Consider the following 25,443-nt stretch of genomic DNA (forward strand, 5'->3'; position numbering starts at 1 on the left):
TCCGGCTTGAGTCGTTTGGAGCGCCCCCTGCTTCTGGCGGTCAGTTCTCCTTGACGGGGTGGGCTCCGTCGGTCCGCCAGCCCAGATCATCCAGGAGGCGGCGATCCTGCTTGTCGAGGGAAGAGCAGTCCATCCGGGCAACCAGGTCTGGGCGGATTCTGCTGGTTCGCCTGATGGCCTCGTCTCGGCGGAAACGATCCACCTTGCCATGGTCGCCGCTTGTCAGGATTTCAGGGACTCCCAGGCCGCGCCAGGTTGTGGGGCGGGTGTATTGGCGGTATTCCAGGAGGGGCTCGTCGCCGGTATAGGACTCCTGAACGATGGACTCGGGGTTACCCATAAATCCGGGCAGGAGGCGGGTTATGGCCTCCAGCATGACCGAGACCGCCACTTCGCCACCGTTGAGCACGTAGTCGCCTATCGAGTACTCTCGAACGTCGATGCCCTGACTGCGATAGTAGGTGGGAATCCTGGCATCGTAGCCCTCGTAGCGGCCGCAACCAAAGACCAGCCGGTCGGCATGGGAGAGGGCGGTGGCATCCGCCTGGGTGAAGAGCGGAGCCGAAGGGTTGGGGAAGATGAGGACCGGGCCATCCTCCACTGACGGGTTCACATGCTCCTGGCCGGCTTCAACCGTGTTCCGGTTCGATTGGCCTGCATCCGCCTCTGCATCGGGCTGGGCTGTGGCTTCCCCGTCACTGGGCATGGTCAGATTTGCGGGATCAAGACCAAGCAGGTCATCCAGGCACTCGGCCCATACCTCGGGCTTCATGACCATACCTGCCCCGCCTCCCACCGGCGTGCTGTCCACGGAGTGGTGAACGTCGTGGGTCCAGTCGCGCAGATTGTGGGCCTTGATGGTCACCAGGCCCTTCTCCTGAGCCTTGCCCAGCAGACTGAGGCCGGTTACGTCGAAGTACTCGGGGAAAACGGAGATGATGTCGATCTGCATGGTCATAACTCTACCCAAGGTCTTTCAACCACCGTGTCGAAGATGAGGTCCTGGTGGGTGCAGGATACATGCTGGGCCCTGATGGTCGGACCCTTGGCGAGGGGTCGGCGCTCGCTGGTGTTGACAGGGTGTGGGTTGATAGGTTGGGGGTGGAGGCGGCCCGGTGTTGGGATGTTGGGTGGGCCGCCTCCGGATGGCCAGAGGGTGGGGACCCTCTTTATTTGGCCTCTTACTCAGGTGAAGTATTGGTGGTTGTGGGCAGGTTGTGCCTGTGTCGGTTGGCCTTGGCCGTCGCGAGGGCGAAGGAGCCGGCGATGACCAGGAGGATGATGCCTGCACCTCCGGCGTTGGGCAGGCTGCCGGTGTGCCGGTAGGTGTACGTGTTGCTGGTGTCGTCGGGCTGGGGTTGCCCGGCCAGTGTCCACCGGACTTGCGCGGGCACGGGGCCCGGGTCGTGGGCGGTGGTGGTGGCCTGCCAGGTGTTCGGTCCGGTCTGCCTGAGGGGGAGTGTGTCGTTGTCGATGGCGAGGCTGACCGGTGTGGGTTGTGGGGGGATGGTGGCGGCGTGTGGTGTCGGTGTGGGGTTGGTGTCGCCGTGTCCTGCCTGTCCGTTGGTGTTGTTTCCCCAGGCTTGGGTGTTGCCGTTGGTGTCGATGGCGGTGGTGGTGTCGCCGCCGCTGGCGGTGAGGGTGGTGTTCAGGCCGGCTATGACGGTGGGTGTGCCGGGGGTTCCGGTGGTGTGGCCGAGCTGTCCGCTGGTGTTGTCTCCCCATGCCCAGGTGCGGTGGTCCTGTCCGGTGGCGGCGCTGTGGTTGCGTCCGGTGGAGGTGTGGGTGAATCGGTACGTGTCGGCCGTGCCTGCGGGCTGGATGCGTGCGGGGGTGGTGGTGTCGGTGCCGTCGGCGTGCCTGCCCCAGGCCCAGAGGCGTCCCTGCTGGTCGATGGCGAGCGTGGTGCTGCCGCCGGCGCTGGCCTGGATGTAGCCTGCGGGCTGCCGCGGGTCGGAGGCCACTGCTGCGGCGGCTGCGGGGGTGCCGGTGTCGTCGTGGCCGAGCTGGCCGTGCGTGTTGGCGCCCCAGGTGTAGAGCTGCCCGTCGGACCCGATCGCGGCGGCGTGCGTGTCGCCCGCCGCGATCTGCTCGTACCGGAACGCGGGTGGCGCGTCCTGCGGCAGGGCGACCCTGACGGGCCTGGCGCTGCTCGCGGTGCGTGCCTCGTCGCCGAGCCCGCCGGCGAGCGTACCCCAGGCGTAGAGGTTGTCGTCGGAGCCGAGGGCCATGGTGTAGCCGTCGCCGGCGGCGGCCCGCGTCCAGGTGAACGTGCTGTCGGTGCCGGCGGGGCGGGAGGCCCTGACGGGCCTGGTGCGCCGGATTGTGGTGCCGTCGCCGAGCTGGCCTTGGGTGTTGTCGCCCCAGGCGTACAGGTTGCCGTCGGAGCCGACGGCGGCGCTGTGGGTGCGCCCGGCCGCGGCCTGCGTCCAGGTGAACCCGTCACCGGAACCGTCGGGCTTGGCGACCCGGGTTGGGGTGGTGTGCTCGCTGGTGGTGCCGTCGCCGAGCTGTCCGTTGGTGTTGTCTCCCCATGCGTAGAGTTGTCCGTCGGATCCGATGCCGAGGCTGGTGGTGCCGCCCGTGTCGATGGAGGCGAGGCGGATGTCGGGTGCTGCGGGTGCGGTGAGGGTGAGGGTGTCGCCTCCGTATTCGCTGCCGTGGTCCGGGCTCAGGACCCACCTGCCGGTCCGGTGCCACCGTGCGGTCAAGGTCGTGTCGTGCTCCAACGGCTGGGTGAAGTCGTAGGCCGTGTCCCCGTCGAACCACCCGTCGAACGTCCACCCGGACTCGGATGGGTCTTCGGGCCGCCTGGTGGGCTCGCCCGCGGGGACCTGCTGGACGTTAGGGGCGTTGCCGTGCTGGGTGGTGAAGGTGAGGGTGGCCATGTCGCCCGTGTACATGAATTGCAGGCTGGTGTCCTCGGGCTGTGCCTGCCCGGTATTGGTTGATTGGATGGTTAGGGCGACGGCTTCGGGACGGTGCCTGGGCGAAGCGGCGTGCCACCCGTCTGCTCGGCGGCGCACCTGGCTCGCGCTGGGCTTGGCGCCGAACAGGACCCCGGTGACGGCGGCGCCGACCGGCCGCCACATCATGGCCGGGCCTGGATGGGCCGCGGTGGACGTGTTCCCGTCGCTGGTGCCGTCGCCGAGCTGACCCGAGTCGTTGGCACCAGACGCGTACACGTCCCAGTCGGAGCCGACGGCCAGCGTATGGGAGCCGACGGGCGACGTACTGAGGCTTCTATACGCGAACCCGGTCGGTGCTCCCTTGGGGTTTGGCATGCGGGCAGGGGCCACGCCGTCGTTGGTGCCGTTGCCGGTGGTGGTGCCTAGCTGCCCGTACCGGTTGCCGCCCCAGGTCCAGATCCCGGAGTCGGTCAGTGCGGCGGAGTGCGTGCGTCCGGCGCTGACGCCGGTGGCTCCGGTCACGCCGGGGACGGCGCCTGCCATCCATGCGGGTTCGGCATCGGTGGGAGTGCGGCCCAACTGGCCGCTATCATTGTGCCCCCAGGTGTGTACGGTCCCATCCCGAGTGACACCCGCGGAATGGTCGTTACCCGCGCTGACGGCTATGAACCTCTCCTCCGTGATGGCGGTCGGCGCGTAGTTGACATAAACAAGCCACGAATTGTTCCAGGGTTTATTCCACGGGTTATCGTGACCGAGCAGGTCGTTGTCGCTCGTGGTGCCTCTGGTGTTGCTGCCGCCCCAGGTCCAGGCGGTCCCGTTTATGTCCAGGCCGATGGAGTGCTTGGTGCCCGCGCTGACGGAGGCGAAGGTCGCCTCGGGCACGTCCACGCTCTTGGGTGTCGCGGTTGGTTTGCCGAAGCCGGTGTCGTAGCCCAGTTGTTGGTATTGGTTGTCGCCCCAGGTCCAGGTGTTGCCTTCGCGGTCGATGGCCATGCTGTGGTCGGCTCCGGCGCTGATGGCGATGAAGGTCACGCCCGCTGGTGAGGCGATTTGGCCAGGCTTGTTGGAGGGGTTGCCGCTGTCGGGGTTGCGTCCGAGTTGTCCCTTTTCGTTGCTGCCCCAGGTCCATACCCTGCCGTCCCGGTCCAGGGCCATGGAGTGGCTGCCCCCGGCGGCCGCCTGGATGAATCCTGTGCCTGCGGGCGTGGTGGCCTTGGTGGCGGTGGTCTGGTTTGTGGTGGTGTCGTCTCCGAGCTGACCACTGGTGTTGTTGCCCCATGCGTACAGGTTGCCGTCGCTGCCGACGGCCAGCGAGTGGGATTGCCCGGCGGACACCTGGGCGAACCGTACCGGTGCGGTGGGGGTGTCGATGCGGATGTCGGTGCCGCCCCGCCAGGGCCCCTGGGCGGGGTCGGCCTTCCACCGGCCCCAGCGTGCGGTCAGGACCGTGTCTCCGTTTATGGGCTTGGTGAAGTCGTAGGGTTTGTCGTTCTGGAACCAGCCGTTGAAGGTCCACCCGTCGTCCGTGGCGGGGTTGTCCGGGCGGCGGGCGGTGTCGCCGACGATGACCTGCTGGGACGGGATGGGTGAGCCGTGTTCCGTTTTGAAGGTGACGGTGGCGGTGTCGCCGGTGTAGGTGAACCGCTGGCTGGTCTGGTCGGGCTGTGGTGTGCCCTTGGTGACGGTGGATTGGATGGTGAGGGTGACGGTGCCCAGTCCGTGCCTGGGCGAGGTGGCGTGCCATCCGTCGACACTGCGGTAGGGGCCGCCGATGTTGCGGGTCTCGCCGAACAGGACCTTCGTGAGATCACGGTCGACAGGACGCCAGGCCCTGATTGGTAGAGTGGTGCGGATGCCATAGGGGGGGATGGCGCCGTTGCCGAGCTGACCGTGGTCATTGCTTCCGCACGTGTACACTTCGCCATCGGACCCAATGAGTGCGGTGTGTTCATGGTCGGCTGCGACGCTGATGTAGTGAAAGCCTGCAGGTGCCCCGTCTGGGTTGGCGAATCGAGTGATGACGGATTCGGTGGGGTCGCGGTTGGTGGTGCCGTTGCCGAGCTGGCCTTCTCTGTTAAATCCCCACCCCCATACACCGGTGTTGGTGATGACGGCATTTTGAGTGCTTATGCCGAGTTGGAAGGCTCCGGTCAGGCCGGGGACCTGTCCGGGCTTGATGGCGGAGTTCTTGTCGTCTATGTTACGGCCAAGGTGAATCATAGAGATTCTCCTGTCATCGGCATCGGTAAAGTCATGTAAATATGCGTCCATCCAGGTCCATACGGTACCGTCCCGCGCGATGGCCATGAAAATACTCCATCCGACGCTGATGGCCGTGAACCTTGTATTGGTATCGACAAGGCGGGGATTCAAGTTGTATGTTGTTCGACTAGTTGGTTCTCCCCAGATCCAGACGGTCCCGTCCGCGGCAAGGACCATGCTGTAGGTGGCGCTGGCGCTGATTGCGGTCGCCGTGGGTAAGTCCAACGTGCCGGGCTTATCTCCAAATAAGCTGTCTCTTCCCCAGGTCCAGACTCTGCCGTCCTGGTCGAGGGCCATGGAGTGGCTGCCCCCGGCGGCCACCTGGGTGAATTTCACCCCCTCCGGTACTGAGATTAGACCGGGATTGGGGTCATTTGCGCTGCTACCGGAGGTAGGACGGCCGAGTACGCCTCCAATGTTGCTGCCCCAGGTCCAGACTCTACCGTCCCGGTCGATGGCCATGGAGTGGACGTAAGACCCGCTGGCCACCTGGGTGAACTTCACTCCCTCCGGCATGGCGATCATCCGCGCAGCAGCTAAGTCTCGGCTCTGGTCGCTACCCATCCCCAGGTGCCCTTCTTCGTCTTCTCCCCACGCGTAGGCGTTGCCATCGCTGCCCAGCCCCAGGCAGGATCTACTTCCTAAGACAACTTGGACGAGTCGTACCTGACTGCCGGGGGTGTCGAGTTTGACGTTGGTGCCGCCGTGCCAGGGTCCGTTGTCGGGGCTGGTGTTCCATTTGCCCCATTTGGCGGTGAGGGTCAGGTCCTGGGTGACTGGCTTGGTGAAGTCGTAGGCGAGGTCGCCTATGAACCATCCGTTGAAGGTCCATCCGGGCCTGGTGGGGTCGTCGTGTGGCCATGTGGCGGTCTTGCCGTCGGGGATGGTCTGGCCTGCCGGCATGCCCTGGGTGTCGGGCTGTGAGGTGAAGGTGACCGTGTGGCTGCCGGTCCTGGCCTGCGCCGGATTCTCCTTTGCGCCGGTTGTTTGCGTTCCGGCGGGTACGGGTGCGGTGGACTGCCTGGTGGTGAGCGGGTTGGGCGTGGACAGCGGCGTGGGTGAAGCCGTGGCTGTCGTGGCCTGCGTCGCCGCTGCCGGGGACTGCGGTGTTGCGGTGGGTGATGGCATAGCGGTCGGTGCTGTCAGGCCTTCACCGGCGACCGGGGGTTGACCCCCCCCCCCCGTTGATTTGAGAGTAGGAGGTGATGTCGTTCTCTTGATGGGAGTCGGTGGCCTGCGCCCCCGCCGTCAGACCGCCGCCCATGACGGAAAGGACCGCCAGGGTCACGACAACTGGACGTGCGAAACAACGACTATGGAACGCGTTCCAAATAAGCATGCGACAAAGCACCTCACCAACTCATATCCTGGCCCAAGTAACAACTACCGACTCGTCCCCAAAACGAAGCCGAAGTTGGCCGGGCCAGGAATCACCCCTTCAAAAGTAAACTTACTTGACCCTACCACCCCGTGGTCCCTCCACGCAACGCGGCAGGGGTAAGCCGAAAGCAGCTACCCAGGCTGTTCCCTGGCAGGAGTAAGGTCCGGCTGGTTCTCGGATGGAGTCCAACCGGTGAGAGGCGAAGGGATTATCCGGGAGAATTCGAGGTGAGCCGGTTCATATGTCGGGATCATGTTCCTTGCGAGGAGGAAGCACGGAAGCCGGACTGGCTTTCAATGTAGCAGGCTGATTCCGGTCCAGACGGCCCAGAGGGCGGCCAGACCCAGATAGGGCCACCAGTGTGACCTGGTCACGGCCGCGAATTCCCGGATGAACGCCGTGGGCCAGTAGTAGCCCTTGGTGTGGGAGCCGACACCATCGGCCTTGAGCCCCACCTTGCTGGCATATTCGCTTGCACGGAAAACGTGGTAGTCGCTGGTCACCAGGGCCACCCGATATTCCTGCGGCCCCCTGCCGGCCTTGTACAGGTCGTCCAGAATCCCTTTGGAATAGCGGAGGTTCTCCATGGTTGTGGTTGATCTGTCTTCCATAATGATGGCCTCAGCCGGTACTCCGCAGGAGTTCATCAGGTAGTTCGACATGGCCTGGGCCTCGCTTACCTCCTCGTCGGGACCCTGTCCGCCCGAGACCACGAATCTGCCTTGCTTGCCCTGTTTCCGCCAGAGCTGTAAGGCCTTGTCGAGCCGACCGCGGAGGAGTGGGGTGGGCTGGTCCCCGTTCAGTCCGGCACCGTGCACGATGATGTAGTCGTACCGCCGCTTGCGGGGGAGTGCCCGGTAGAGCCAGGAGTAAAGCAGAAGGGCCACGAAGGAGAAGAAGAACCAGGTGCCCTCAAGGCTGACGAGCCCCGCAGGAACCAGACACCAGCGGGGGGCGTCGAGGATGAGCAGGAGGGGGGAGAGCAGCAGGTAGAAGGCCATGGCCAGAGCCAGGAGGGCTGGTAGAAGAGTGGTCAGGGAGATGCCTTCCCGCCGGGTGACGATGACCGTGTTGGTCAGGAGAAAGGCAACGACGAGAATGGGTGTGAGAATCACCAGGGCGACAATGGGCAGAATCAACCACCGCAAACCGAATTGCAGGACCAGGGTTCCGCTCAGGAACACGAGGAAAAGAAGGAGCCAGATGGCGTTGCGGAATTGTCTGGGTTCCCGGTGCAGTCCAAACAGGAGGAAGAGACCCGAGATGATGGTGGGGGAGTAGAGCAGGAGCAGCTGAGGGATATTGATCATGCCATACACCTGGTTTCGTGTCCGGAGAGGGTTCTAATCCACAGCCTACCCAGGTCGGGTGTCAATGTGCACTGTGGTTGGTGTGGCGCGTTTACAGGGTTTCGGGGTGTTCCCCGCAACAGGCAACCATCCCGACGGGTGAGGGTAGAGGGTGTCGTTACCCCGGCCTCAGCCCAGTCCCGGCAGAAGACCGCCCGGCGGATCGATGGTGACATACCCCTCGTCAGGATTGACTTCGGGCACCAACTGCTCGACGAAGGGAATCAGGCCGGTTGCGGGGCTGTCGTCAGCAGTCTGTCGGCCCGAGGGCAAATCACCGGAACGGCCCGGAAGGGAGTCATCGTTCCCTGCGGCAGGGGAGGGGGATCCCATCTCGATGTCGAGCTGTTGCTGGGCCGAACCGTCCAGCACATCCCTGACCCTGCCGACAACCTTGCCCTCTGGTAGCCCGAGCCCGTTGCCCGGGGCCATACGAACCTCCAGGCCAATCAGATCGGTGAGGTACCAGGCATCCTCGTCGGCCAGGTCCTCGGCTGGATCGGCCTCCACATAGAGTTCCGTGCCGTTCAGGGCCTCGGAAGCGTTCCTGTCATCGACACCCTCGAAGAGGACGATCCAGCGTTGCTTGAACCGCCGCGAGCGAACAACCGTGAAGACCTCACCATCCCCGGTCTCCAATTGGGCTCCGGGAGAAAACCGCCTATCCGGTTCGTCCGTATATGAATAGACGTTGACCTCGCCCTTGAGTCCCTGGGCGCGGCCGATACGGCAGACCCTCAGCAACTCGCGTTGCCGAGGGTCTCTACCGTCACTGCTGTGGTTGGTGGACTGGCTGGAGCTCACCGGCGCACATCCATGATGTCGACGCGCACCTTGTGATCGGCCAGTGCCTGAATCACGGCTCGGATGGCATTGGCGGTCCTGCCGCCCCTGCCGATCACACGGCCGATGTCCTCGGGATTGACCCTCACTCGGAGCAACTCACCCCTGGGGTTCTCATGGGACTTGACCGATACATCGTCAGGGAAATCCACGATGTTCCTGATCAAGTGCTCAACGGCCTGTGCAAGCATGATAGCCAGCCCTTCCACTCACGTACTGTTACTCCGCAGCTGCGGGGTTCTCCTCGGCGCCGGACTCGGCAGCTTCCTCGACCTGGGCGGCGTCGGCTGCCTCATCGGCCTTGGGGGCTTCCTTCTCGGCGGCAGCCTTGGCCTTGGCCTCAGCCTCGGACTTGGCGGCCTTGAGCTTCTGGGCCTCGTTCTGGGCCTGCTCGATGCGAGCCTGGGCGTCCATCTCGGCCTCGGGCATCTTCAGGGTGCCTTCCTTGCCGGGCAGATCCTTGAACTTCTGCCAGTCGCCGGTGATCTTCAGGAGGTTGAAGACGGGGTCGCTGGGCTGTGCGCCCACACCCAGCCAGTACTGGGCGCGCTCCGAGTCGATCTTGATGGAAGAGGGCTGGGTGTTGGGATCGTAGGTGCCGATCTCCTCGATGACCTTGCCGTCGCGCTTCTTGCGGGAATCGACCACAACCACGCGGTAGAAGGCGTAGAACTTCTTGCCCATTCTCTTCAGACGAATCTTGGTTGCCAAAATGGCTCTCCTTGTATTTGGTGCGCCTGGCAACGTCTCCATGTGGGGCATGGTGGCGCTGTTCGGCATGTTCCTCATGCGCCAGCGGCTTGAGAGGGCACCGTCGGACATGAATAACAGCAAAAGTATACCTCAAGAGGCGGATATGGGTTCCCCGCCGTCGCAGGGCCGCTTGTTTCCCGGGGCGACCCTGGTGGTCAGGGCAGAATCAGGTCGGCCACCAGCCCGCGGTGGTCGGTGCCGGGAACGCCGATGGCGTGCAGGCCATTGACCCTGATGCCCTGACTGATGAGGATGTGGTCGATTTCAATCAGGGGGGGTAGGCCCATCACCTGGTATGGGAAGGTGGGGTGGAGGCCCCTGCCCAGCGAAAGCGAGGCGTCCCTGAGATTGCCTGCGGTCAGCATGGACCGGAAGGTCGGATGGTGGATGTTGGCGTTGCAGTCACCCATGATGATGGTGAAGGCCGGTTCGGTGCCGGGCCTGTCTTCGGATGTGGCCTCCCCGGTAGGCGCCTCCGCCACGTTGATCCGGGCCAGCCGCTCGATGCCCAGGCCCCACTGCCTGGCTCCGCGCTGCGGCGAGCGGGGATGGACCGAGGCCAGACGTACCGGTCCGGCCTCGGTGTTCACCCTCATGGTGGGGACGGACGAGGCCTCAAGGTCGATGGTGGCAGGACGGGAATCCTCGGGGGTCGTGCGTGAGAAGAGGACATTGCGCCCCCCATTGTCCACCTCGGTGGGGGAACCCTCCACCAGATGGGGGAGGGTGGCCCGCAAGCCTGCCTTTTCCAGACGATTCAAGAGGGAGGAGTCAACCTCTTGCAAGGCCAGGATGTCTATATGGTGCCGCCGGACCTGGTCCACGATGGATTGTGGGTCGGCCTTTCCGTACCGGCAATTCAGGGTCATGACCGACAGGGTTGCAACCGATGCCGGGTCGGAGACCCGATTGCGGTTTTCACTCCTCCCTATGACGCTACGTGGGCCGGACCCTGTCCGGTACCCCAGGTGCCATACGGAAACCAGGGTCAGCTCCACCAGTGCCAGGGCGGTCTGTGGCCATGCCTGAATCAGGATGGCCCAGACCAAGAGGGCCAGGAGTGGGGCCGAGAGCAGGTCGATCAGGGCAATCAGCTCCACCAATGGACGGTGCCTGTCGGCTCCGGCCGGAAGATATCGCAGGGCCATCCACAGGGCGATGAGCGTCAGGAAAATCCAAAGGAGGGTATTCACGAGGAATCTCCTGAGGAGGGGTTAGTTGGCGCCGAAGAGCCCACCCAGTCCGCCACCCAGGTTGGGGGGCAGGTCGGGCATCCCCTCGGGCATTTGAGGGGCCTGGGGCTGCTTGGCGAAGGCGGAACCGCTGGATGTGCTGCCCTTGCCTGACAGGCGGTCGCGCAAGGCCTTCTCCTCGGCCTCACGCTTCATGGGATTACCGGACCGGGAACCCTTCTTTTTCTTGCCCTTCTTGCTGGCCTTGCCCTTGCCTCCGATGCCTGCTCCACCCATGCCGGGTATGGAACGGGCGCCGTTGGTCATCCTCTTCATCATCTTGGCGGCCTGCTCGAATCGTTGCAGGAGTCCGTTCACGGCCGAGACCGTGGTGCCTGCACCGTAGGCTATGCGGGCCCTTCTGGAACCGTCGATGATCTTGGGGTTGCGTCGCTCCTCCGGAGTCATGGACTGGATGATGGCCTGGGTGCGGTCGACCCCCTTCTCGTCGAACTGCTCCAGTTCCTTGCGGTGCTGGGCCATACCCGGGATCATGCCCAGGATGCTCTTGAAGGATCCAAGCTTGCGGACCTGCTGGAGCTGTTCAAGGAAGTCGTCCAGGCCGAAGCTGCCCTCCGACATCTTCCCGGCCGCCTTGCGGGCCTCCTCCTCGTCGAATTCGCGCTGGGCCTGCTCGATCAGGGTCAGGATGTCGCCCATGTCGAGGATGCGGGATGCCATCCTGTCGGGGTGGAAGACCTCGAAGTCCTTCAGTCCCTCGCCGTTGGAGGCGAAGAGGATGGGCTTGCCGGTGACCGAGGCCACGGACAGGGCGGCACCGCCACGCGCATCGCCATCCAACTTCGAGAGGACGACTCCGGTGAAGTCGACCCCCTTGTTGAAGGCCTCGGCCGTGGCGACCGCATCCTGGCCGATCATGGCGTCGATGACGAAGAGTATCTCGTCAGGATTCACGGCATCGCGGATATTGCGTGCCTGCTCCATCAGCTCCTGGTCCACGCCCAGACGACCGGCCGTATCGATGATGACCACGTCGTAGAGCTTCTCCTGGGCCAGTCGGACGGAGTCGCGGGCTACCTGCACCGGGTCGCCCTGAGCCTGGCCGGGGGAGACCACATCGGAGCTCTCGCTCTGCACGCCGGGTTCGGGGGCGTAGACGGGCACCCCGGCCCGTTCGCCGACCACCTGGAGCTGGGTCACGGCATTGGGGCGCTGAAGGTCGGCGGCCACCAGGAGCGGGGTGTGTCCGGCATCCTTGAGCCAGTATCCCAGCTTCCCCGCCAGGGTGGTCTTGCCTGCACCCTGAAGGCCGGCGAGCATGATGACCGTGGGCGGGTTCTTGGCGAAGTTGAGGGGTCGATCCACCCCGGATCCCAGGATTCCCGTCAGCTCCTCGTACACGATGGAGACGACCTGCTGAGCGGGGTTCAGCGCCTTGGAGACCTCTTCGCCCAGTGCCCGTTCGCGGATGCGGGCGGTGAAGGAACGCACCACATCCAAGGAGACATCGGCATCCAGAAGGGCGCGGCGAATCTCACGGATGGTCCCGTCGATATCCGCCTCGGTCAGTTTGCCCTTGGAACGCAGGTGGGTGAAGGCCTGTGAGAGCCGGTCGGTCAAAGATGAAAAAGCTGCCATAAGCACCCAAGTCTAACCGCTGACCGGGAGATTCGCCCCTGGGCTGGGGCACGGTCCCTCAATCCGTGGTGGCGGGTCTCGTCTATGCTAATGGTTAGCGAATCCTTTCGATGATTCGTGGCGGGCAAGAGTGCCCGATGGTTCCGCCGATGTAGGTGACCAGCATGATTCGAAAGGCTTAGCAGGATGCCCGCCCTGCGGATAAAAGGAGAAAAACCGATGAATCCCGGAAATACGCCCATTACAGGACCGTCTGGTCTGGAAGCGCTCATGATGCCCTCCGACTACCGGCCTCGTTGCATCAATGCAGAGAACCCGCATGGCGGAAAGGGGCAGGCCGCCCAGACCGCCAGCAAGCTGGGACCCTCCCGGAAGGGCACCCCCTGCCTGAACGATATACCGGCGGGGAGCCGCACTGTCCTGGCCGATGTGGATGGGCCTGGCATCATCCGCCATATCTGGATGACCGTCACCGATGCGACCTCGCCCACCGGGCCCAATGTGCTTCGAAACCTCATACTGGAGTGGTACTGGGATGGCGAGGGAACCCCCTCGGTCTCGGTCCCGCTGGGTGATTTCTTCTGCTGCGGCCATGCCCAGGGTTGCCGGGTTGAATCGGCCGCCATGGCGGTCTACCCCAACCGGGGGTTCAACTGCTTCTTCCCCATGCCCTTCCACACCCACGCCCGCCTGGTGCTGCGCAGCGAGCACAACGAGCCGATTCCCGCCTTCTTCTACCAGATCGATTATGTCGAGACCGACAGCCTCCCCGCGGATGCCATGACCTTCCATGCCCAGTGGCGACGCCAGCGGCTGACCGACCTGGCCGACGACTACACCATTCTCGACGGGGTGGAGGGGAGGGGCTCCTATGTGGGCACCTACCTGGCCCTCACCGCCCTGGAGAGCCGCTGGTGGGGCGAAGGTGAGGTCAAGATGTACCTCGACGGCGACCGGGACTACCCCACCTGGTGCTCGACGGGTTCGGAAGACTACTTCGGCGGGGCCTGGAGTTTCGCGGACCGTGACGAGGCCGGCCGGATGTATGAGCGGACCTACAACGGCACCTACATGGGCTTCCCCCACAGGGCGAAGAACCTGGTGGGAAGGTCCAGCGACTACTGGGATACGGAGACCCCTGTCACCAGAGGGTTCTACCGCTGGCACATACCCGATCCCATCCCCTTCCAGAAGGACATCCGGGTGACCGTGCAGCAGATCGGCGTGGACGAGCAGGGTCTCTTCGAACGACAGGACGACCTTGCCAGCGTGGCCTATTGGTACCAGGGTGAGCCTCACAAGCCCTTCCCTGAGCAGGTGCTGGAGACCTCGGAGCGTCACCGCAGGCCAAGGTGAATTCCGTGGCGGGCCGGACCCGGTCGCGGGTCCGGCCCGCTCTGATATCCACGCACGGCGGCGCGGCCACGTCGGTTCTCAGACTGACGTGCGCTTGTAGAAGGTGGGTTTGCGCAGACTGACCAGGCCGGCGATTTGCTGCCCCTGCTCAATGGCCCCGGTCAGGATGTCGCATGCCGCCGCACAGAGCGGCTGGGGGGTCAGCGGCATCTCGGATATGCCCAGGTGTTCCAATGAACTGCTGGGTGTGCCGGCCGCGCAGGAGATGACCGATACATCATCAGGAATGACGATGCCCCGTGACTGCAAGGCTCTGACGACCCCCAGCAGTTGTATGGGCCTCACCTCGCTGATGATGGAATCCACCCGGCGGTCCCGTATGGATTCGTAGGTCTGCTCTATGCAGTCCTCGCGGATGGTGCTCTGCTCCGCCTCGGTCAGATGCATGCCGTAGCGCTTGGCCCAGGTGTGCATGCTGTTGCGCATGATCAGCCGGTATGACGACCGCCTCTCGTACTCCTTGCGTGGCCCTTTGAGAAAGATCGGACTGGTCCGGCCCTTGTCGTGGAGGGTTTCGATGGCCATACGGCCCATCAGTTCGAAGTCGAGATCCACGCAGGCCAGGTCACTGTGGTGGCGGGGCAGACCGATGGCGATGCAGGGTCGGCCGTAGGTCGCGGCCTGGGCGGCACGGATGTCATCATCGACGATGTCCATCAGGATCACCCCATCGGCCAGGTTGCTCCGGGTCACCCTGCGAATGTCCTCCACGCCGTTTTCGGCGGTCAGCAGGAGGGAGTCATACCCCCGCTCGTGCTCCTGGCGGGCCATCTCGATGAAGTAATCCGCATAGGATTCCTTGTTCTGCTTCAATCGGAGCGGGGCGCTCAGGGCCACGATGTTCTTGTGTTCGGAACGCATCATCCGGGCACCGGCGTTGGGGGCGTAGTCCAGTTCCTTGGCGGCGTTCATGACGCGCTCATAGGTCTGGGGGCGGATGGGGCGCTTCCCCGAAAAGGCATAGGAGACCGTGCTGACCGACACCTTGGCCAGCCTTGCCACATCGCGTATGTCCGACAAGGAATACCCCTTCCACGGGTTGCTATTGGTTCAGGTGCCAGGTGGGTCCGTCGGGGGTGTCGACGATGGCGATACCGGCCTCTTCAAGTTCGTTTCTGATCTGGTCGGCCTGGTTGAAATCCTTGGCCTTGCGGGCCTCGGCCCTCTGATCGAGTCGAGTGCGGATCAGGGCGTCCAGGGCCTGCTGCATGGGTTCGTCGTCCCGGTTCGGGCCTGCCTGGTCGCTCCACTGGTCCGCCAGGGGGTCCAGGCCGAAAACGTCCAGCATGGCCCGCACCTGAAGGAGGGTGCCCCTGAGGTCTTCCAGGGCCTGGTCGCGCTCCGGTCCTGCTGTGGAGCGGTTCCTGTCCAGGTCATCCATGGACGAGTTGGCCGAGCGGATGGTCGAGAAGATGGCGGCCAGGGCGGCAGAGGCGTTGATGTCTTCGTTCATGGCCCGGGTGAAGTCGGCGGGCAACCCGTCCGCACCCAGGGTCTCGACCTGGTCGCGCGAGGGTTGCCCACCCAGGATTGTACCGGCGCGCTCTATGAAGTTGGCGATTCGCCCGTAGGCGCCCTGGGCCTCGTGGAGGGTCTGGTCCGACCACTCCAGCATGGAACGGTACTGGACCGATATCAGGGCGTAGCGGACCACCCAGGCCGGATATGCGGCCAGGACCTGGTCCACGGAGAGCCCGTTGCCCAGGGACTTGCTCATCTTCTCGCCCTTCTGGGTCACCCAGGCGGTGTGCATCCAGCGATGTGCGAAGCCCCAGCCGGCGGCGTGGGACTGGGCCATTTCGTTCTCGTGGTGGGGGAAGCGCAGATCGAGCCCACCTCCATGTATATCGAAGTCGGCTCCCAGATAGCGATGGCTCATGGCCGAGCACTCCAGGTGCCAGCCCGGTCTGCCCGTGCCGAAGGGGGTCTTCCATCGGGCCGTGGACGGATCGGTGGGTTTCGGAGCCTTCCAGAGGGCGAAATCGCGGGGGTTGCGCTTGCCTGCCTCGCCCTGGTCGGCGGGGTTGTAAGGGTCGTCCCGCCCGTCGGCATCCACGCTGGGCCCCATCCGGTCGGCGATGGCGGCCTGCTCATCTGCGGCCTGGGTGCCGGTCTGCTGGTGGGTCAGCTCCCCGTAGTCAGGCCAGGAGGGCACGTCGAAGTAGACGTTGCCCGAAGGGTTCCCCTCGGCGTCGGGTACCACATAGGCATGGCCCCGGTCGATGATGCGCTGGACCAGGTCGATCATGTCGGTGATGTGCCCGGTGGCCCGTGGCTCGTAAGTGGGGGGGAGGGCGCCCAGGGCCTCATATGCCCTGCTGAACTCCCGCTCGTAGATGTAGGCCCGCTCCCACCAGCGCTGACCGGCAGCCGAGGCCTTATCGAGAATCTTGTCGTCGATATCGGTCACATTGCGCACCAGGGTCACCTGGTAGCCCAGGCGCATCAGCCAGCGGCGAATCAGGTCGAAGGCCAGGGTGGTGCGGATATGGCCGATATGAGGTGAGGATTGGACCGTGGCCCCACAGACGTAGATGCCGACCCTGCCTTCTTCTATCGGATGGAAGGGGGTCACCTGATGGGTGGCCGTGTCATAGAGACGCAGATCGGCGGCCGCAAGGCTGACGGAATGCTTGTCATTTTGCGGATGTGAGCTCTTGTCCATAAGCCAGAGCCTATCAAGGCTTGTTGACCGGTGCAGCGTTTCGCGAACGCCTTGCCGAACCCTTTCGAATGCCTGGTTCAGCCCGGCCGGTAACACCTCCTGACCGGTGGGTCGGAAGGGCTGCAGGCTTCCGGTAGGCAGGTGTGCAAGAATGGAGTCATGGCTAAACCAAGTGTGCTTGTACTGCAGCATGTGGATTGGGAACGGCCGGGTCGCATTCTTGAAAATCTGCAGGACTGCGGGCTGGAGACGAGGATTCTCAACATCGTTGATGAGAAGAAGCCCGAACTGCCCCACTTCAAAGACCTTGCGGGTGTGGTCATCATGGGGGGACCCATGTCGGCCGATGATTACGAACACCACCCCGGGCTCAAGGCGGAGACCAAACTCGCCAGGGCCGCGGTCGGTGCCAACAAGCCCTTCCTGGGGATCTGCCTGGGCCATCAGATTCTGGCCAGGGCCCTGGGAGGCGACCTGATCAAAAACAAGCAACCGGAGCATGGCATGGCCCCCATACGCTGGGTGGGGAATGACGATGACGTTTCCATGTGGAGCAAGCGCACCGATGTCCTTCATTGGCATGGTGACCAGGTCTCCCTGCCGCCCCAGGCAAAGCTCCTGGCGCGCTCCAGATACACCGAGGTCCAGGCCTTCCGGTTCGGTTCCGGGCTCGGACTCCAGTTCCACCTTGAGGTGACAGCCCCGCTCTTCGACGAGTGGATGGACGTGCCCCAGATGACCGACGGGTTCAAAAAGTCGCAGATTGCCCAGATGCGGGAGGACTTCCAGCGTGGTCTGCCGCAGATGCAGCCCCTGGCGGATTCGATTTTCTCGGCCTTCGCCGCCCGTTGCCAGACCAATGCGGCTGCACTGGAGGCCGCCTGAGTTCATCCGACGCAGCGGGATGAGCCACTGCTCGTTCTGCGCCTGCCGGTGAGTGGTTCCCCGAACTGCCGGGTGGCGGGGAGTTGCTGCGGTTACTCCAGTTCTTCCCCGATTGCCAGCCATTCCTCTTCCAGCTCGTCGGATTGGCTGGACAGGTCCTTGAGCTTGGCGTTCAGGTCGTTCAGCCCCTCGTAGTCGCTGGGATCGTGCTCGGCCATGTCCGCTTCGACCTTCTTGCGCTGGTCTGCCAGCTTGGCCAACTTGCGCTCTATCGCTGCGGCCTGCTTGGCCAGGTTACGCTTGGCGATGCGCTCGGCCTTGGCCTGGGCCGGATCGGGGTTGTCGGCAGGGTCACCCGCCCCGGTTTCCGGGCGGGGTTGGCGGTCCTGACTCGGGTTTGCGCCGGCCTGAAGGCGGCCGGATTCGATCATGTCCAGGTAGTCCTGGACCCCGCCGGGCAGGTGCACCACCTTGCCTCCCACCAGGGCGAACTGCTGGTCGGTCACCCGTTCAAGCAGATAACGGTCGTGCGAGACCACAATCAGGGTTCCGGGCCAGGAGTCCAGCAGGTCCTCCATCACGGCAAGCATGTCGGTATCCAGGTCGTTGCCGGGCTCATCCATGATGAGAACGTTGGGCTCGTCCAGGAGTATCAGGAGGAGCTGCATGCGTCGCTTCTGGCCGCCCGAAAGGTCCCGTATCCGGGTCATCAGCTGGGCGCTCTCGAAGCCCAGCCGCTCCATGAGCTGCCCGGGGGTCACCTCCTTGCCTTCGACCATGTAGGAGGGCTTGTAACGGCTCAGAACCTCCTTGATTCGGTACTTGCCGAGCTTCTCCAACTCATCCAGACGCTGGGTCAGGACTGCGAACTTGACGGTCTTCCCGATTTTGACGTGACCGGCCGTGGGGTCGGTCCGCCCGTCTATCAACCCCAGGAGGGTGGACTTGCCCGCTCCATTGGCGCCGACTATGCCGAACCTGTCCCCGGGGCCAATCAGCCAGGTCACGTCGTCCAGCACCATGTGGCCGCTGATGGTCCTGGACCGGGCCGCAGCCGTACCGTCCGGTGCGGAATCGTCGGGGTCCTCGGCAACCGTGACCGAGCCCATCAGCGGCTTCTCGGCGAAGGGGGAGGGGACGGCGTTGATTCGGCCCTCCGCAGCCACGCCCTGGTCCGTCCTGTCACCGCTCTCATGAGTCGCCGCACCGTCCGGGTATATCTTGGTCACATCGATAAGGTCGACCACCTGCTTGCCCAGGCGGGATGTGGCCATCCTTTTCAACTCCAGGGTGTTGCGCATGGGGGGCACGTCGGCTATCAGCTCGCGGGCAGCCTTGACGTGGAACTTCTGCTTGGTGGCTCGGGCCCGGGCTCCACGGGTCAGCCATGCCAGCTCCTTGCGGGCCAGGTTGCGGCGTTTGGTTTCCGCCAGATCGGCCTGGCGCTCGCGCTCCACCCGTTGCAGCATGTATGCGCTGTACCCGCCCTCGAAGGGGTCGATGACACCGTCATGCACCTCCCACATCGAGGAGCAGACCTCGTCCAGGAACCACCGGTCGTGGGTGACCAGGAGCAGGGCGCCGGAGTTCTTGGCCCACCGGTTCTTCAGGTGCTCGGCCAGCCAGTGGATGGTGACCATGTCGAGGTGATTGGTCGGCTCGTCCAGGGCCAGGATGTCCCAGTCCTTGAGCAGGAGCCTGGCCAGGTCCGCCCTGCGGCGCTGGCCGCCCGAGAGGGTGCCCACCTTGGCCTCCAGCTCCATGCCGCCCAGAAGGGACTCGACGATTTCACGCGACCTGGGGTCGGCGGCCCATTCATAGTCCTGGCGGTCCTCCAAGGCGGCCTTGCGGACCGTGTCCTCGTCCTTCAGGGGGTCCCGCTGATCCAACATGCCAAAGGTCAGGCCATTGCGCATGGTCACCCGCCCCTGGTCGGGTTCCTGGGTACCGTTCAGGAGGTGAAGGAGCGTGGACTTTCCGTCCCCGTTCCGCCCCACGATGCCGATTCGGTCACCCTCGAAGATGCCCTGGGTTACATCCGTAAAGATGGTTTTGGTTGCAAAGGACAGGGCTACGTGTTCCAGACCGAGATCATAGATGGGCATGATTCCCCAATCTACCGCCAGCCTTGGATGGGTGGGGCGGCAGCGGAATCACGTAAAGCCGCTGTGGGCCGGGGCATCAGCGGTCGGTGATCTGGGATCCCAGGACCTTTTCGCTCAGGGCTTTGGGGCCCCGGGTCACGGCGACGGCCCCGGAGCGGACCAGCTCGACGATGCCGAAGGGCTTGAGGAGCTTGAGGAGCGCTTCGAGCTTCCCGTCTGCTCCGGTGGCCTCGATGGTCAGGGATTCCGGGTGGACGTCGACCACGCGCACGCGGAAGAGGTTGACGATTTCGAGTACATCGGACCTGTTGTGCTCGTTGGCTTTGACCTTGATCAGGATGAGCTCGCGCTCCACGGCCTCATCACCCTTGAGCTCGACGATTTTGAGTACGTGCAGGAGCTTGTTGAGCTGTTTGATGATCTGCTCCAGGGGCACGGCTTCCACATCCGCGGTGACCGTGATGCGCGATATGTCGTCACGTTCGGTCGAGGAGACCGACAGGGAGTTGATGTTGAAGGCACGCCGGGCGAAAAGGCCCGCGACCCTGGCAAGGACACCAGGGCGGTTTTCGACCAGGACGGAAAGGGTGTGACGCTCGGAGCCGGGCTTGGATGCTGGATAATTGGCCATGGTTTGCAGCCCTTCCTTACTTCTTCATGTGCCCGGCGGCATCGCTGGCCATGGCGGCCCGGTCGGCCCCGGTTTGCTCCCGGGGCTCCTGTTCCTCCTGCTCCGGTCTGATACCGGCCAGTGGTTGGATGCCCGGCTTGTAGATGATCGTGTCGTTGGAGGCCCCGGCCGGCACCATGGGCCAGACCATGGCATCCTTCCAGACCCGGAAGTCAATCAGGACCGGGCGGTCATTGACCTGGTTGGCCTGGTCGATGGCCTCTCGTGCCTCCTCCTCGGTGAAGGCGCGCAGCCCCAGGCACCCGTAAGCCTCGGCAAGCTTGACGAAGTCCGGAATTCCGGTGATACCGGTCTCCTCGGCATCCCCGTCGTGGAGGTTGGTCTGGGAGTAGTGGCTGCCGTAGAAGAGGGTCTGCCACTGGCGGACCATGCCGTACACGGAGTTGTTGAGTATGGCGATCTTGATGGGCAACCCCATCTGACCTGCCGTGGCCAGCTCCTCCGAGGTCATCTGGAACGACCCGTCGCCGTCGATCAGCCAGACGGGGCGTGGGGCCTCATCGTCCTGGGTGCCGATGGCGGCTCCGATGGCTGCGGGCAGACCGTAGCCCATGGTGCCCAGGCCGGATGACGACACCCAGGACCTGGTCTGTTCGAAGTCGACGAATTGGCTGGCCCACATCTGGTGCTGACCCACGCCCGATACCCAGATCGTGGCCGGATCGGCCTTGTCGCTCAGGGTCTTCACCACCCACTGTGGGGCCAGGGACCCGTCCGGGGTCTCCTCCCAGGTGGTCGGGTAGTCGTGGCGCCAGGAGTCGACCAGGTGCCACCAGGGTTTCAGGTCAGGGCGTCCCCAGGTCTTCTGTGCCTCCTCTATGGCGGGGATCAGGTCGTCGAGGACCTGGCCCACATCGCCGACGATGGGGACATCAGCATGGCGGTTCTTGCCGATTTCAGCCGGGTCGATGTCGATGTGGATCACCCGGGCCACGGGGGCGAAGTCCTCCAGGCTTCCGGTTACACGGTCGTCGAACCGCGCACCGATGGCGACCAGGAGATCGGAGTGCTGGATGGCCCCGTTGGCGACCACCGTTCCATGCATACCGGGCATGCCCAGAACGGCCTTGTCGGAGTCGGGGATGATTCCCCGCGCGGGCAGGGTGGTGACCACGGGGGCGCCCGTGACTTGGACCAGTTTCTCCACCTGTTGACGTGCGTTGGACCGCATGGCCCCGCCTCCGAGATAGAGGACGGGCCGGTGGGACTGGGCAAAGAGCTTGGCGGCATCGGTGAGCACGTGCCCGTGGGCCTTGGTGACGGGATTGTACCCGGGGAGAATCATCTCCTGGGGCCAGGAGTAGACCATCTGCTCGTTCTGGGCGGTCTTGGTCAGGTCGACCAGGACCGGGCCCGGTCTGCCGGACTGGGCGATGTGGAAGGCCTCGGTCATGACCCGGGGGATGTCCTGTGCCTTGGTGACCAGGTAGGAGTGCTTGGCCACGGGGTAGGTGATGCCCACGATATCGGCCTCCTGGAAGGCGTCCGTGCCGATGGATGCCACACCCACCTGGCCGGTGACCACCACCATGGGAACGGAGTCCATCATGGCATCGGCTATGGGGGTGACCATGTTGGTGGCCCCGGGCCCGGAGGTGACCAGGCAGACCCCGACCCGACCGGTGGAGACGGCGTACCCTTCGGCCGCGTGCCCGGCCGCCTGCTCATGACGGACCAGGGTGAACCTGAATCCGACCGAATCATCGATGGCGTCGTAAGTGGGGAGGATGGCGCCTCCCGGAACCCCGAATACGTCTGTAACCCCCAGGTCCTCCAGAGAACGGATCAGGGCCTGCGCCCCGGTCATCGGTTCTCCCTGGGGGGTGATTCCCGCCTGGCCCCGGCCCTCATCCTTGGGGACCGAGCTGAACGCTTGCAGAGGTGTCGGCAGACTCATATTTTCCTCTCAACCTCTCGACTGCGCGACGACATGCGGTCGTGCGTCCCGAACGTGGCACCTATCGGGTCAGCAGCTCATGTACGGCCAAAGCCGGCCCCGATAAGCCGGGAGTCCCTGCGGCTCGTGGCGCAGGCCCCGGTTGTTTCTCACAGTCTATGCACAGGTTCGGCAGGGTCCCAATCCGGTATCGAATGACGGAACGACTCTATTTTGCTTCCTCGGCCTGGAGGGAGGCCAGGACCTCCGGATCATCCAGGGCCTTCCACCCCTGGGCGGCGGCGGCCAGCTGGGCCTTACGCTTGCTGCTGGCATCGGCGGTGCCAATCACCGTGTCGCCGTCTCCCAGGGTCAGTCGCGCCGTGAAGACCTGTGCGAATTCCGGTCCGGAGACGGCCATGGCGTAGTGGGGGTCGCCGAGTCCCAGTCGGTGGGCCTTGACGGTGACGGAGGTCTTCCAGTCCAGGGCAGGGCCCTCCGTGGCCACCTCCTCCAGGGTGTCATCAAGGAGGGCGTGGACCGTGACGCGGGCCCCGTCGATTCCATGCTCCACGAAGACGGACCCAATCAGGGACTCGACCGTGTCGCACAGGATGGAGTCCTTGTCAGCCCCGCCGTTTTCGGCTTCACCCCGGCCCAGAAGGATGTACGGTCCCAGGTGGAGTTTGGTCCGGGCGATGGCCGAGAGGGATTCCTCCGAAACGGCCTTGGCCCTCATCTTGGCCAGCTGGCCCTCGCTCTGGTCGGGGTGTGCCTTGTAGAGGGTCTCGGTGGCCACCAGCTCCAGTACGGCGTCGCCCAGGAACTCCAGCCGTTCGTTGTTGGGCATGCCGGGGTGCTCATGCGCGAAGGACCGGTGCGTCAGCGCATGGATCAGAAGTTCGGGGGTCAGTTCGGCATGCAGGGCCGTGAAGAGTTCCCTGGCCGGCAGGTCCGCTTCCTGGGCGGTTTCCGCGGATACCCGTACCGTCGGGGCCTGGGTGGAACCCGGATTCCCGTCCTTGCCTGCAACCTTGTCTGTATCCCTATCCATGCTCACGACAGTGCCTTTCGGTCATATGGTCCCGATGTTGGTGATGGCTCCCATTATGCGGAGAACCCCCGCCACCCGTCGATGGCAGGGGTTCTCCCAATCAGTGCTGTGAACGTGTGCTCACTTGCTGAACTGCGGGCGGATGGCATCGCGGTACATGCGTCCGCGGTACATGCCGCAGCTCGGGCATGCCATGTGAGGCAGGGCGGGGGCTCCGCAGTTGGTGCAGGTCACCGTGGCGGCGGCCTTGGTCTTCCAGTTGGCGCGACGCGAATGTGTGTTGGCGCGCGAGGTCTTGTACTTTGGCAGTGCCATGTTTTCCTCTGTTTCGATCGAATCTAGAGCTTAAGCGTAGAGCAGTTTACCGCAACCCCGGGTCTTTGTCACACCGGGGCGGTGCGGAGAAGCGTCAGGTAAGGGTTATTCCCCGTTTTCCTGCTCCTCCAGTTGGTCCCTGAGGCCCCTGAGAGCGTCCCACCGGTCATCCAGCACCTCGTGGTGGTGGTCCGGATGCTCATTCAGATCGACTCCGCACTGGGGGCAGAGTCCTCGGCAATCGGGCTTGCATACGGGTTGCAGGGGGAGTGCCTCGACCAGGTTGTCACGCAGGAGGGCCTCCAGGTCGGCGAAGGCCCCGCCTTCGCACAGCGGATAGGTGTCCCCGCCTTCCTCCTCGCCGGCGATGATCTCGACCTTGCCGTTGGTCTGGTCGGGTTCGGGGGTCTTGTAGGGGAAGAAGACCACGGGGTCCACCTCAAGGTCCCTGTCGATGGGCTTCAGGCACCGGGTGCACTCCGCTCGGAAGGGGGCGCTGACGTGGGCGGTGAAGATCAACCCGTCCACCATGGATTCGAAGGATCCGGTGACGTGCACAGGGTCACCCTCCCTGATGCCCACCACCTTGTCGCCGATGCCGGTAGGGGCGGGAAAGTCCTGGTCGATCTGCTTGCTGCGCCCGGCCCTGGCGGCCACCTGGGCCACCGAAACGGCCCAGGGTGAATCCTCGGGTCTGCTCATCCCTTGCTTCCTTTTCCTATGCTCCGACGTGGCTCGCCGGGTCTCTTCCATGGCCTGGCCGGTATGCGGCCCTTGGCCCACGGTCCCTACTGCTGGTCGGGGTTCCCGCCCATGGTACGCGCGGCATCCTGCTCACGCTCGTGGAGAACCTCCAGCCCAACCCGCACATCCTGGCTGACCCTGTCGAGTTGGGTGCCGAGCTCCTGCATGACCTGGGAGGCGTACCCGTTGGCCCCCTGGACCAGCTTGTCCGCCTGGGCCTGGGCCTGGTCGATGATGACCTGGGCCTTCTGCTGGGCTATGGCCACCACGTTCTCCTGGCCGGCAAGGAACTGGGCCTGTTCCCCGGCCTCCTTGATGATCTCGGACGAACGGCTCTGAGCCGCCGAGATGGTGGCGTTGGCCTGGGTCTGCGCCGAATTCAGACGGCGCTCTGCCTCCCTCATCAGGGCGGAGGCCCGCTCCAACTGGACCGGGAGCATCTTCTTGAGCTCGTTCAGGTCATTGACGAGCTCCTCCCTGTCCACCTTGACCATGCCCGGGGTGAGCAGGGGGGCCTTTGCCTCGTCCAGCATGATCTGGACCCGGTCGATGATGTCGTAGACGGTTGTGAATTCGGCGCGGGGTTCGCTCGCCTGGTCCTCGCGCAGGTCGGGCAGGTCATCCACGTTCATGCCCTGCTGAGACTGGTTCATCCAGGTGGAATCGTCGATGGGCTGGGCGCTTTGACCGGTCTGGTCGCTCGGGTCGGTCTGGTCGCCGCCGCGGAAGGCGAAGGTGCCTTCCGCCCGGTCGGGGCCGGTGCCCTCGCTTCCAAGCATGTCTGTATCCTCAACCATTTTCGGCTCTCTCCATTTTCAATATGGTGGTCAGTTTTTGCACTACGCTGTCAGGCACCATGCCGTCGATGCTGCCGCCATGCCGGGCGACATCCTTGACGATGGTGCTGGAAATATGCTCCCGGAGCGGATCAGCAGGAAGGAAGAGGGTTTCCACACCCGCCAGATCGCGATTGACCAGGGCCATACCCAGTTCGGCCTCGTAGTCCCCGTTCTGCCGAAGCCCCTTGACGATGACCGAGGCGCCGACCTGCAGACAGTAGTCTGTAATCAGGCCCGTGGTCGAAGCCACCGTAATCTGCGGGTACCCGTCCGCGTCCAGGGCCTGGCGGATCATCTCCACCCGTTCCTGCTCGCCGAAGAGGGGGGTCTTGGCGGAATTGACGGCCACTACGACGTGGACGGTATCGAAGAAGGATGCACAACGCTCTATTACATCCAGGTGCCCTGAGGTGACTGGATCGTACGATCCGGGGCATACGGCTATAGTCATGCCTCCAGATTAGCGCCCCGGCTGGAACCGCCGGGATCCAGTGGCTTGCCGCAGGCCCGGCCTGCCTCTTC

At 64.3% G+C, this 25,443-nt stretch carries 19 protein-coding genes and 1 pseudogene; 2 read left to right on the plus strand and 18 right to left on the minus strand.

The genetic code is table 11. The features are described 5' to 3' along the window. Positions 1-40: 40 nt before the first annotated feature. The 8 genes and pseudogenes from trmD to ffh form a co-directional block, all read right to left on the minus strand. Positions 41-952: a tRNA (guanosine(37)-N1)-methyltransferase TrmD gene (gene trmD / locus BINDI_RS01185; RefSeq protein ID WP_033491444.1), complete on the minus strand. Its 912-nt coding sequence runs from the start codon at positions 950-952 to the stop codon at positions 41-43. Between the two features lie 229 nt (positions 953-1,181). Beyond that, a pseudogene (locus tag BINDI_RS01190) lies at positions 1,182-6,513 on the minus strand (RCC1 domain-containing protein). A gap of 335 nt (positions 6,514-6,848) precedes the next feature. After that, positions 6,849-7,865 (minus strand): YdcF family protein, encoded by a 1,017-nt coding sequence (locus BINDI_RS01200; RefSeq protein ID WP_033491636.1) that lies wholly within the window; start codon positions 7,863-7,865, stop codon positions 6,849-6,851. Positions 7,866-8,033: 168 nt separating this feature from the next. Beyond that, on the minus strand, positions 8,034-8,708 hold the full coding sequence (gene rimM, locus BINDI_RS01205; protein ID WP_052109097.1) for a ribosome maturation factor RimM: 675 nt from the start codon (positions 8,706-8,708) through the stop codon (positions 8,034-8,036). Continuing rightward, a complete protein-coding gene (locus BINDI_RS01210) occupies positions 8,705-8,938 on the minus strand; it encodes an RNA-binding protein (protein ID WP_033491689.1) in 234 nt (77 codons plus the stop codon). Before BINDI_RS01210 ends, rimM begins: the two co-directional genes overlap by 4 nt. Positions 8,939-8,966: 28 nt before the next feature. Beyond that, complete coding sequence (gene rpsP / locus BINDI_RS01215; RefSeq protein ID WP_033491638.1) at positions 8,967-9,458, minus strand: 30S ribosomal protein S16; 492 nt, start codon at positions 9,456-9,458, stop codon at positions 8,967-8,969. Between the two features lie 197 nt (positions 9,459-9,655). Further along, positions 9,656-10,693 carry an endonuclease/exonuclease/phosphatase family protein gene (locus tag BINDI_RS01220; RefSeq protein WP_033491639.1) on the minus strand — a complete coding sequence of 346 codons (1,038 nt, stop codon included), beginning with the start codon at positions 10,691-10,693 and terminating at the stop codon, positions 9,656-9,658. Between the two features lie 21 nt (positions 10,694-10,714). After that, positions 10,715-12,331 carry a signal recognition particle protein gene (gene ffh, locus BINDI_RS01225; protein ID WP_033491640.1) on the minus strand — a complete coding sequence of 539 codons (1,617 nt, stop codon included), beginning with the start codon at positions 12,329-12,331 and terminating at the stop codon, positions 10,715-10,717. Between the two features lie 219 nt (positions 12,332-12,550). Between ffh and BINDI_RS01230 the strand changes: the two genes are divergently transcribed. Then, on the plus strand, positions 12,551-13,687 hold the full coding sequence (locus BINDI_RS01230) for a glycoside hydrolase family 172 protein (RefSeq protein ID WP_033491641.1): 1,137 nt from the start codon (positions 12,551-12,553) through the stop codon (positions 13,685-13,687). Between the two features lie 78 nt (positions 13,688-13,765). Here BINDI_RS01230 and BINDI_RS01235 read toward each other — a convergent pair whose 3' ends face one another. Beyond that, positions 13,766-14,767, minus strand: coding sequence for a LacI family DNA-binding transcriptional regulator (locus tag BINDI_RS01235; protein ID WP_033491642.1), 1,002 nt, complete (start codon positions 14,765-14,767; stop codon positions 13,766-13,768). A gap of 22 nt (positions 14,768-14,789) precedes the next feature. Beyond that, on the minus strand, positions 14,790-16,412 hold the full coding sequence (gene cysS, locus BINDI_RS01240) for a cysteine--tRNA ligase (RefSeq protein ID WP_033491644.1): 1,623 nt from the start codon (positions 16,410-16,412) through the stop codon (positions 14,790-14,792). 159 nt (positions 16,413-16,571) lie between these two features. On the opposite strand from cysS, the gene BINDI_RS01245 reads away from it, so the two are divergent. Next, the gene (locus BINDI_RS01245) at positions 16,572-17,297 is read left to right on the plus strand and encodes a type 1 glutamine amidotransferase (protein WP_033491645.1); all 726 of its coding nucleotides are present in this window, start codon (positions 16,572-16,574) and stop codon (positions 17,295-17,297) included. Positions 17,298-17,389: 92 nt separating this feature from the next. On the opposite strand, the gene BINDI_RS01250 is transcribed toward BINDI_RS01245, so the two are convergent. From BINDI_RS01250 to coaD, 8 genes are all read right to left on the minus strand, one after another. Next, the gene (locus tag BINDI_RS01250; protein WP_033491647.1) at positions 17,390-19,402 is read right to left on the minus strand and encodes an ABC-F family ATP-binding cassette domain-containing protein; all 2,013 of its coding nucleotides are present in this window, start codon (positions 19,400-19,402) and stop codon (positions 17,390-17,392) included. Positions 19,403-19,478: 76 nt separating this feature from the next. After that, on the minus strand, positions 19,479-20,033 hold the full coding sequence (ilvN, locus tag BINDI_RS01255; protein ID WP_033491649.1) for an acetolactate synthase small subunit: 555 nt from the start codon (positions 20,031-20,033) through the stop codon (positions 19,479-19,481). Between the two features lie 16 nt (positions 20,034-20,049). Then, positions 20,050-21,990, minus strand: coding sequence for an acetolactate synthase large subunit (locus BINDI_RS01260; protein ID WP_033491650.1), 1,941 nt, complete (start codon positions 21,988-21,990; stop codon positions 20,050-20,052). Positions 21,991-22,198: 208 nt separating this feature from the next. Beyond that, on the minus strand, positions 22,199-23,023 hold the full coding sequence (rnc, locus tag BINDI_RS01265) for a ribonuclease III (RefSeq protein WP_081830741.1): 825 nt from the start codon (positions 23,021-23,023) through the stop codon (positions 22,199-22,201). A gap of 120 nt (positions 23,024-23,143) precedes the next feature. Then, complete coding sequence (gene rpmF / locus BINDI_RS01270) at positions 23,144-23,338, minus strand: 50S ribosomal protein L32 (protein WP_033491651.1); 195 nt, start codon at positions 23,336-23,338, stop codon at positions 23,144-23,146. A 105-nt stretch (positions 23,339-23,443) separates the two neighbouring features. Next, positions 23,444-24,040, minus strand: coding sequence for a YceD family protein (locus tag BINDI_RS01275; RefSeq protein ID WP_033491652.1), 597 nt, complete (start codon positions 24,038-24,040; stop codon positions 23,444-23,446). 86 nt (positions 24,041-24,126) lie between these two features. Further along, positions 24,127-24,879 carry a cell division protein gene (locus BINDI_RS01280; RefSeq protein WP_437123902.1) on the minus strand — a complete coding sequence of 251 codons (753 nt, stop codon included), beginning with the start codon at positions 24,877-24,879 and terminating at the stop codon, positions 24,127-24,129. Further along, positions 24,872-25,372, minus strand: a complete 501-nt coding sequence (gene coaD, locus BINDI_RS01285) for a pantetheine-phosphate adenylyltransferase (RefSeq protein ID WP_033491653.1) — start codon at positions 25,370-25,372, stop codon at positions 24,872-24,874. Before coaD ends, BINDI_RS01280 begins: the two co-directional genes overlap by 8 nt. Between the last annotated feature and the right edge of the window lie 71 nt (positions 25,373-25,443).

Origin of the sequence: Bifidobacterium [indicum] DSM 20214 = LMG 11587, assembly GCF_000706765.1 — a bacterium.
GTDB classification, from domain to species: domain Bacteria; phylum Actinomycetota; class Actinomycetes; order Actinomycetales; family Bifidobacteriaceae; genus Bombiscardovia; species Bombiscardovia coryneformis.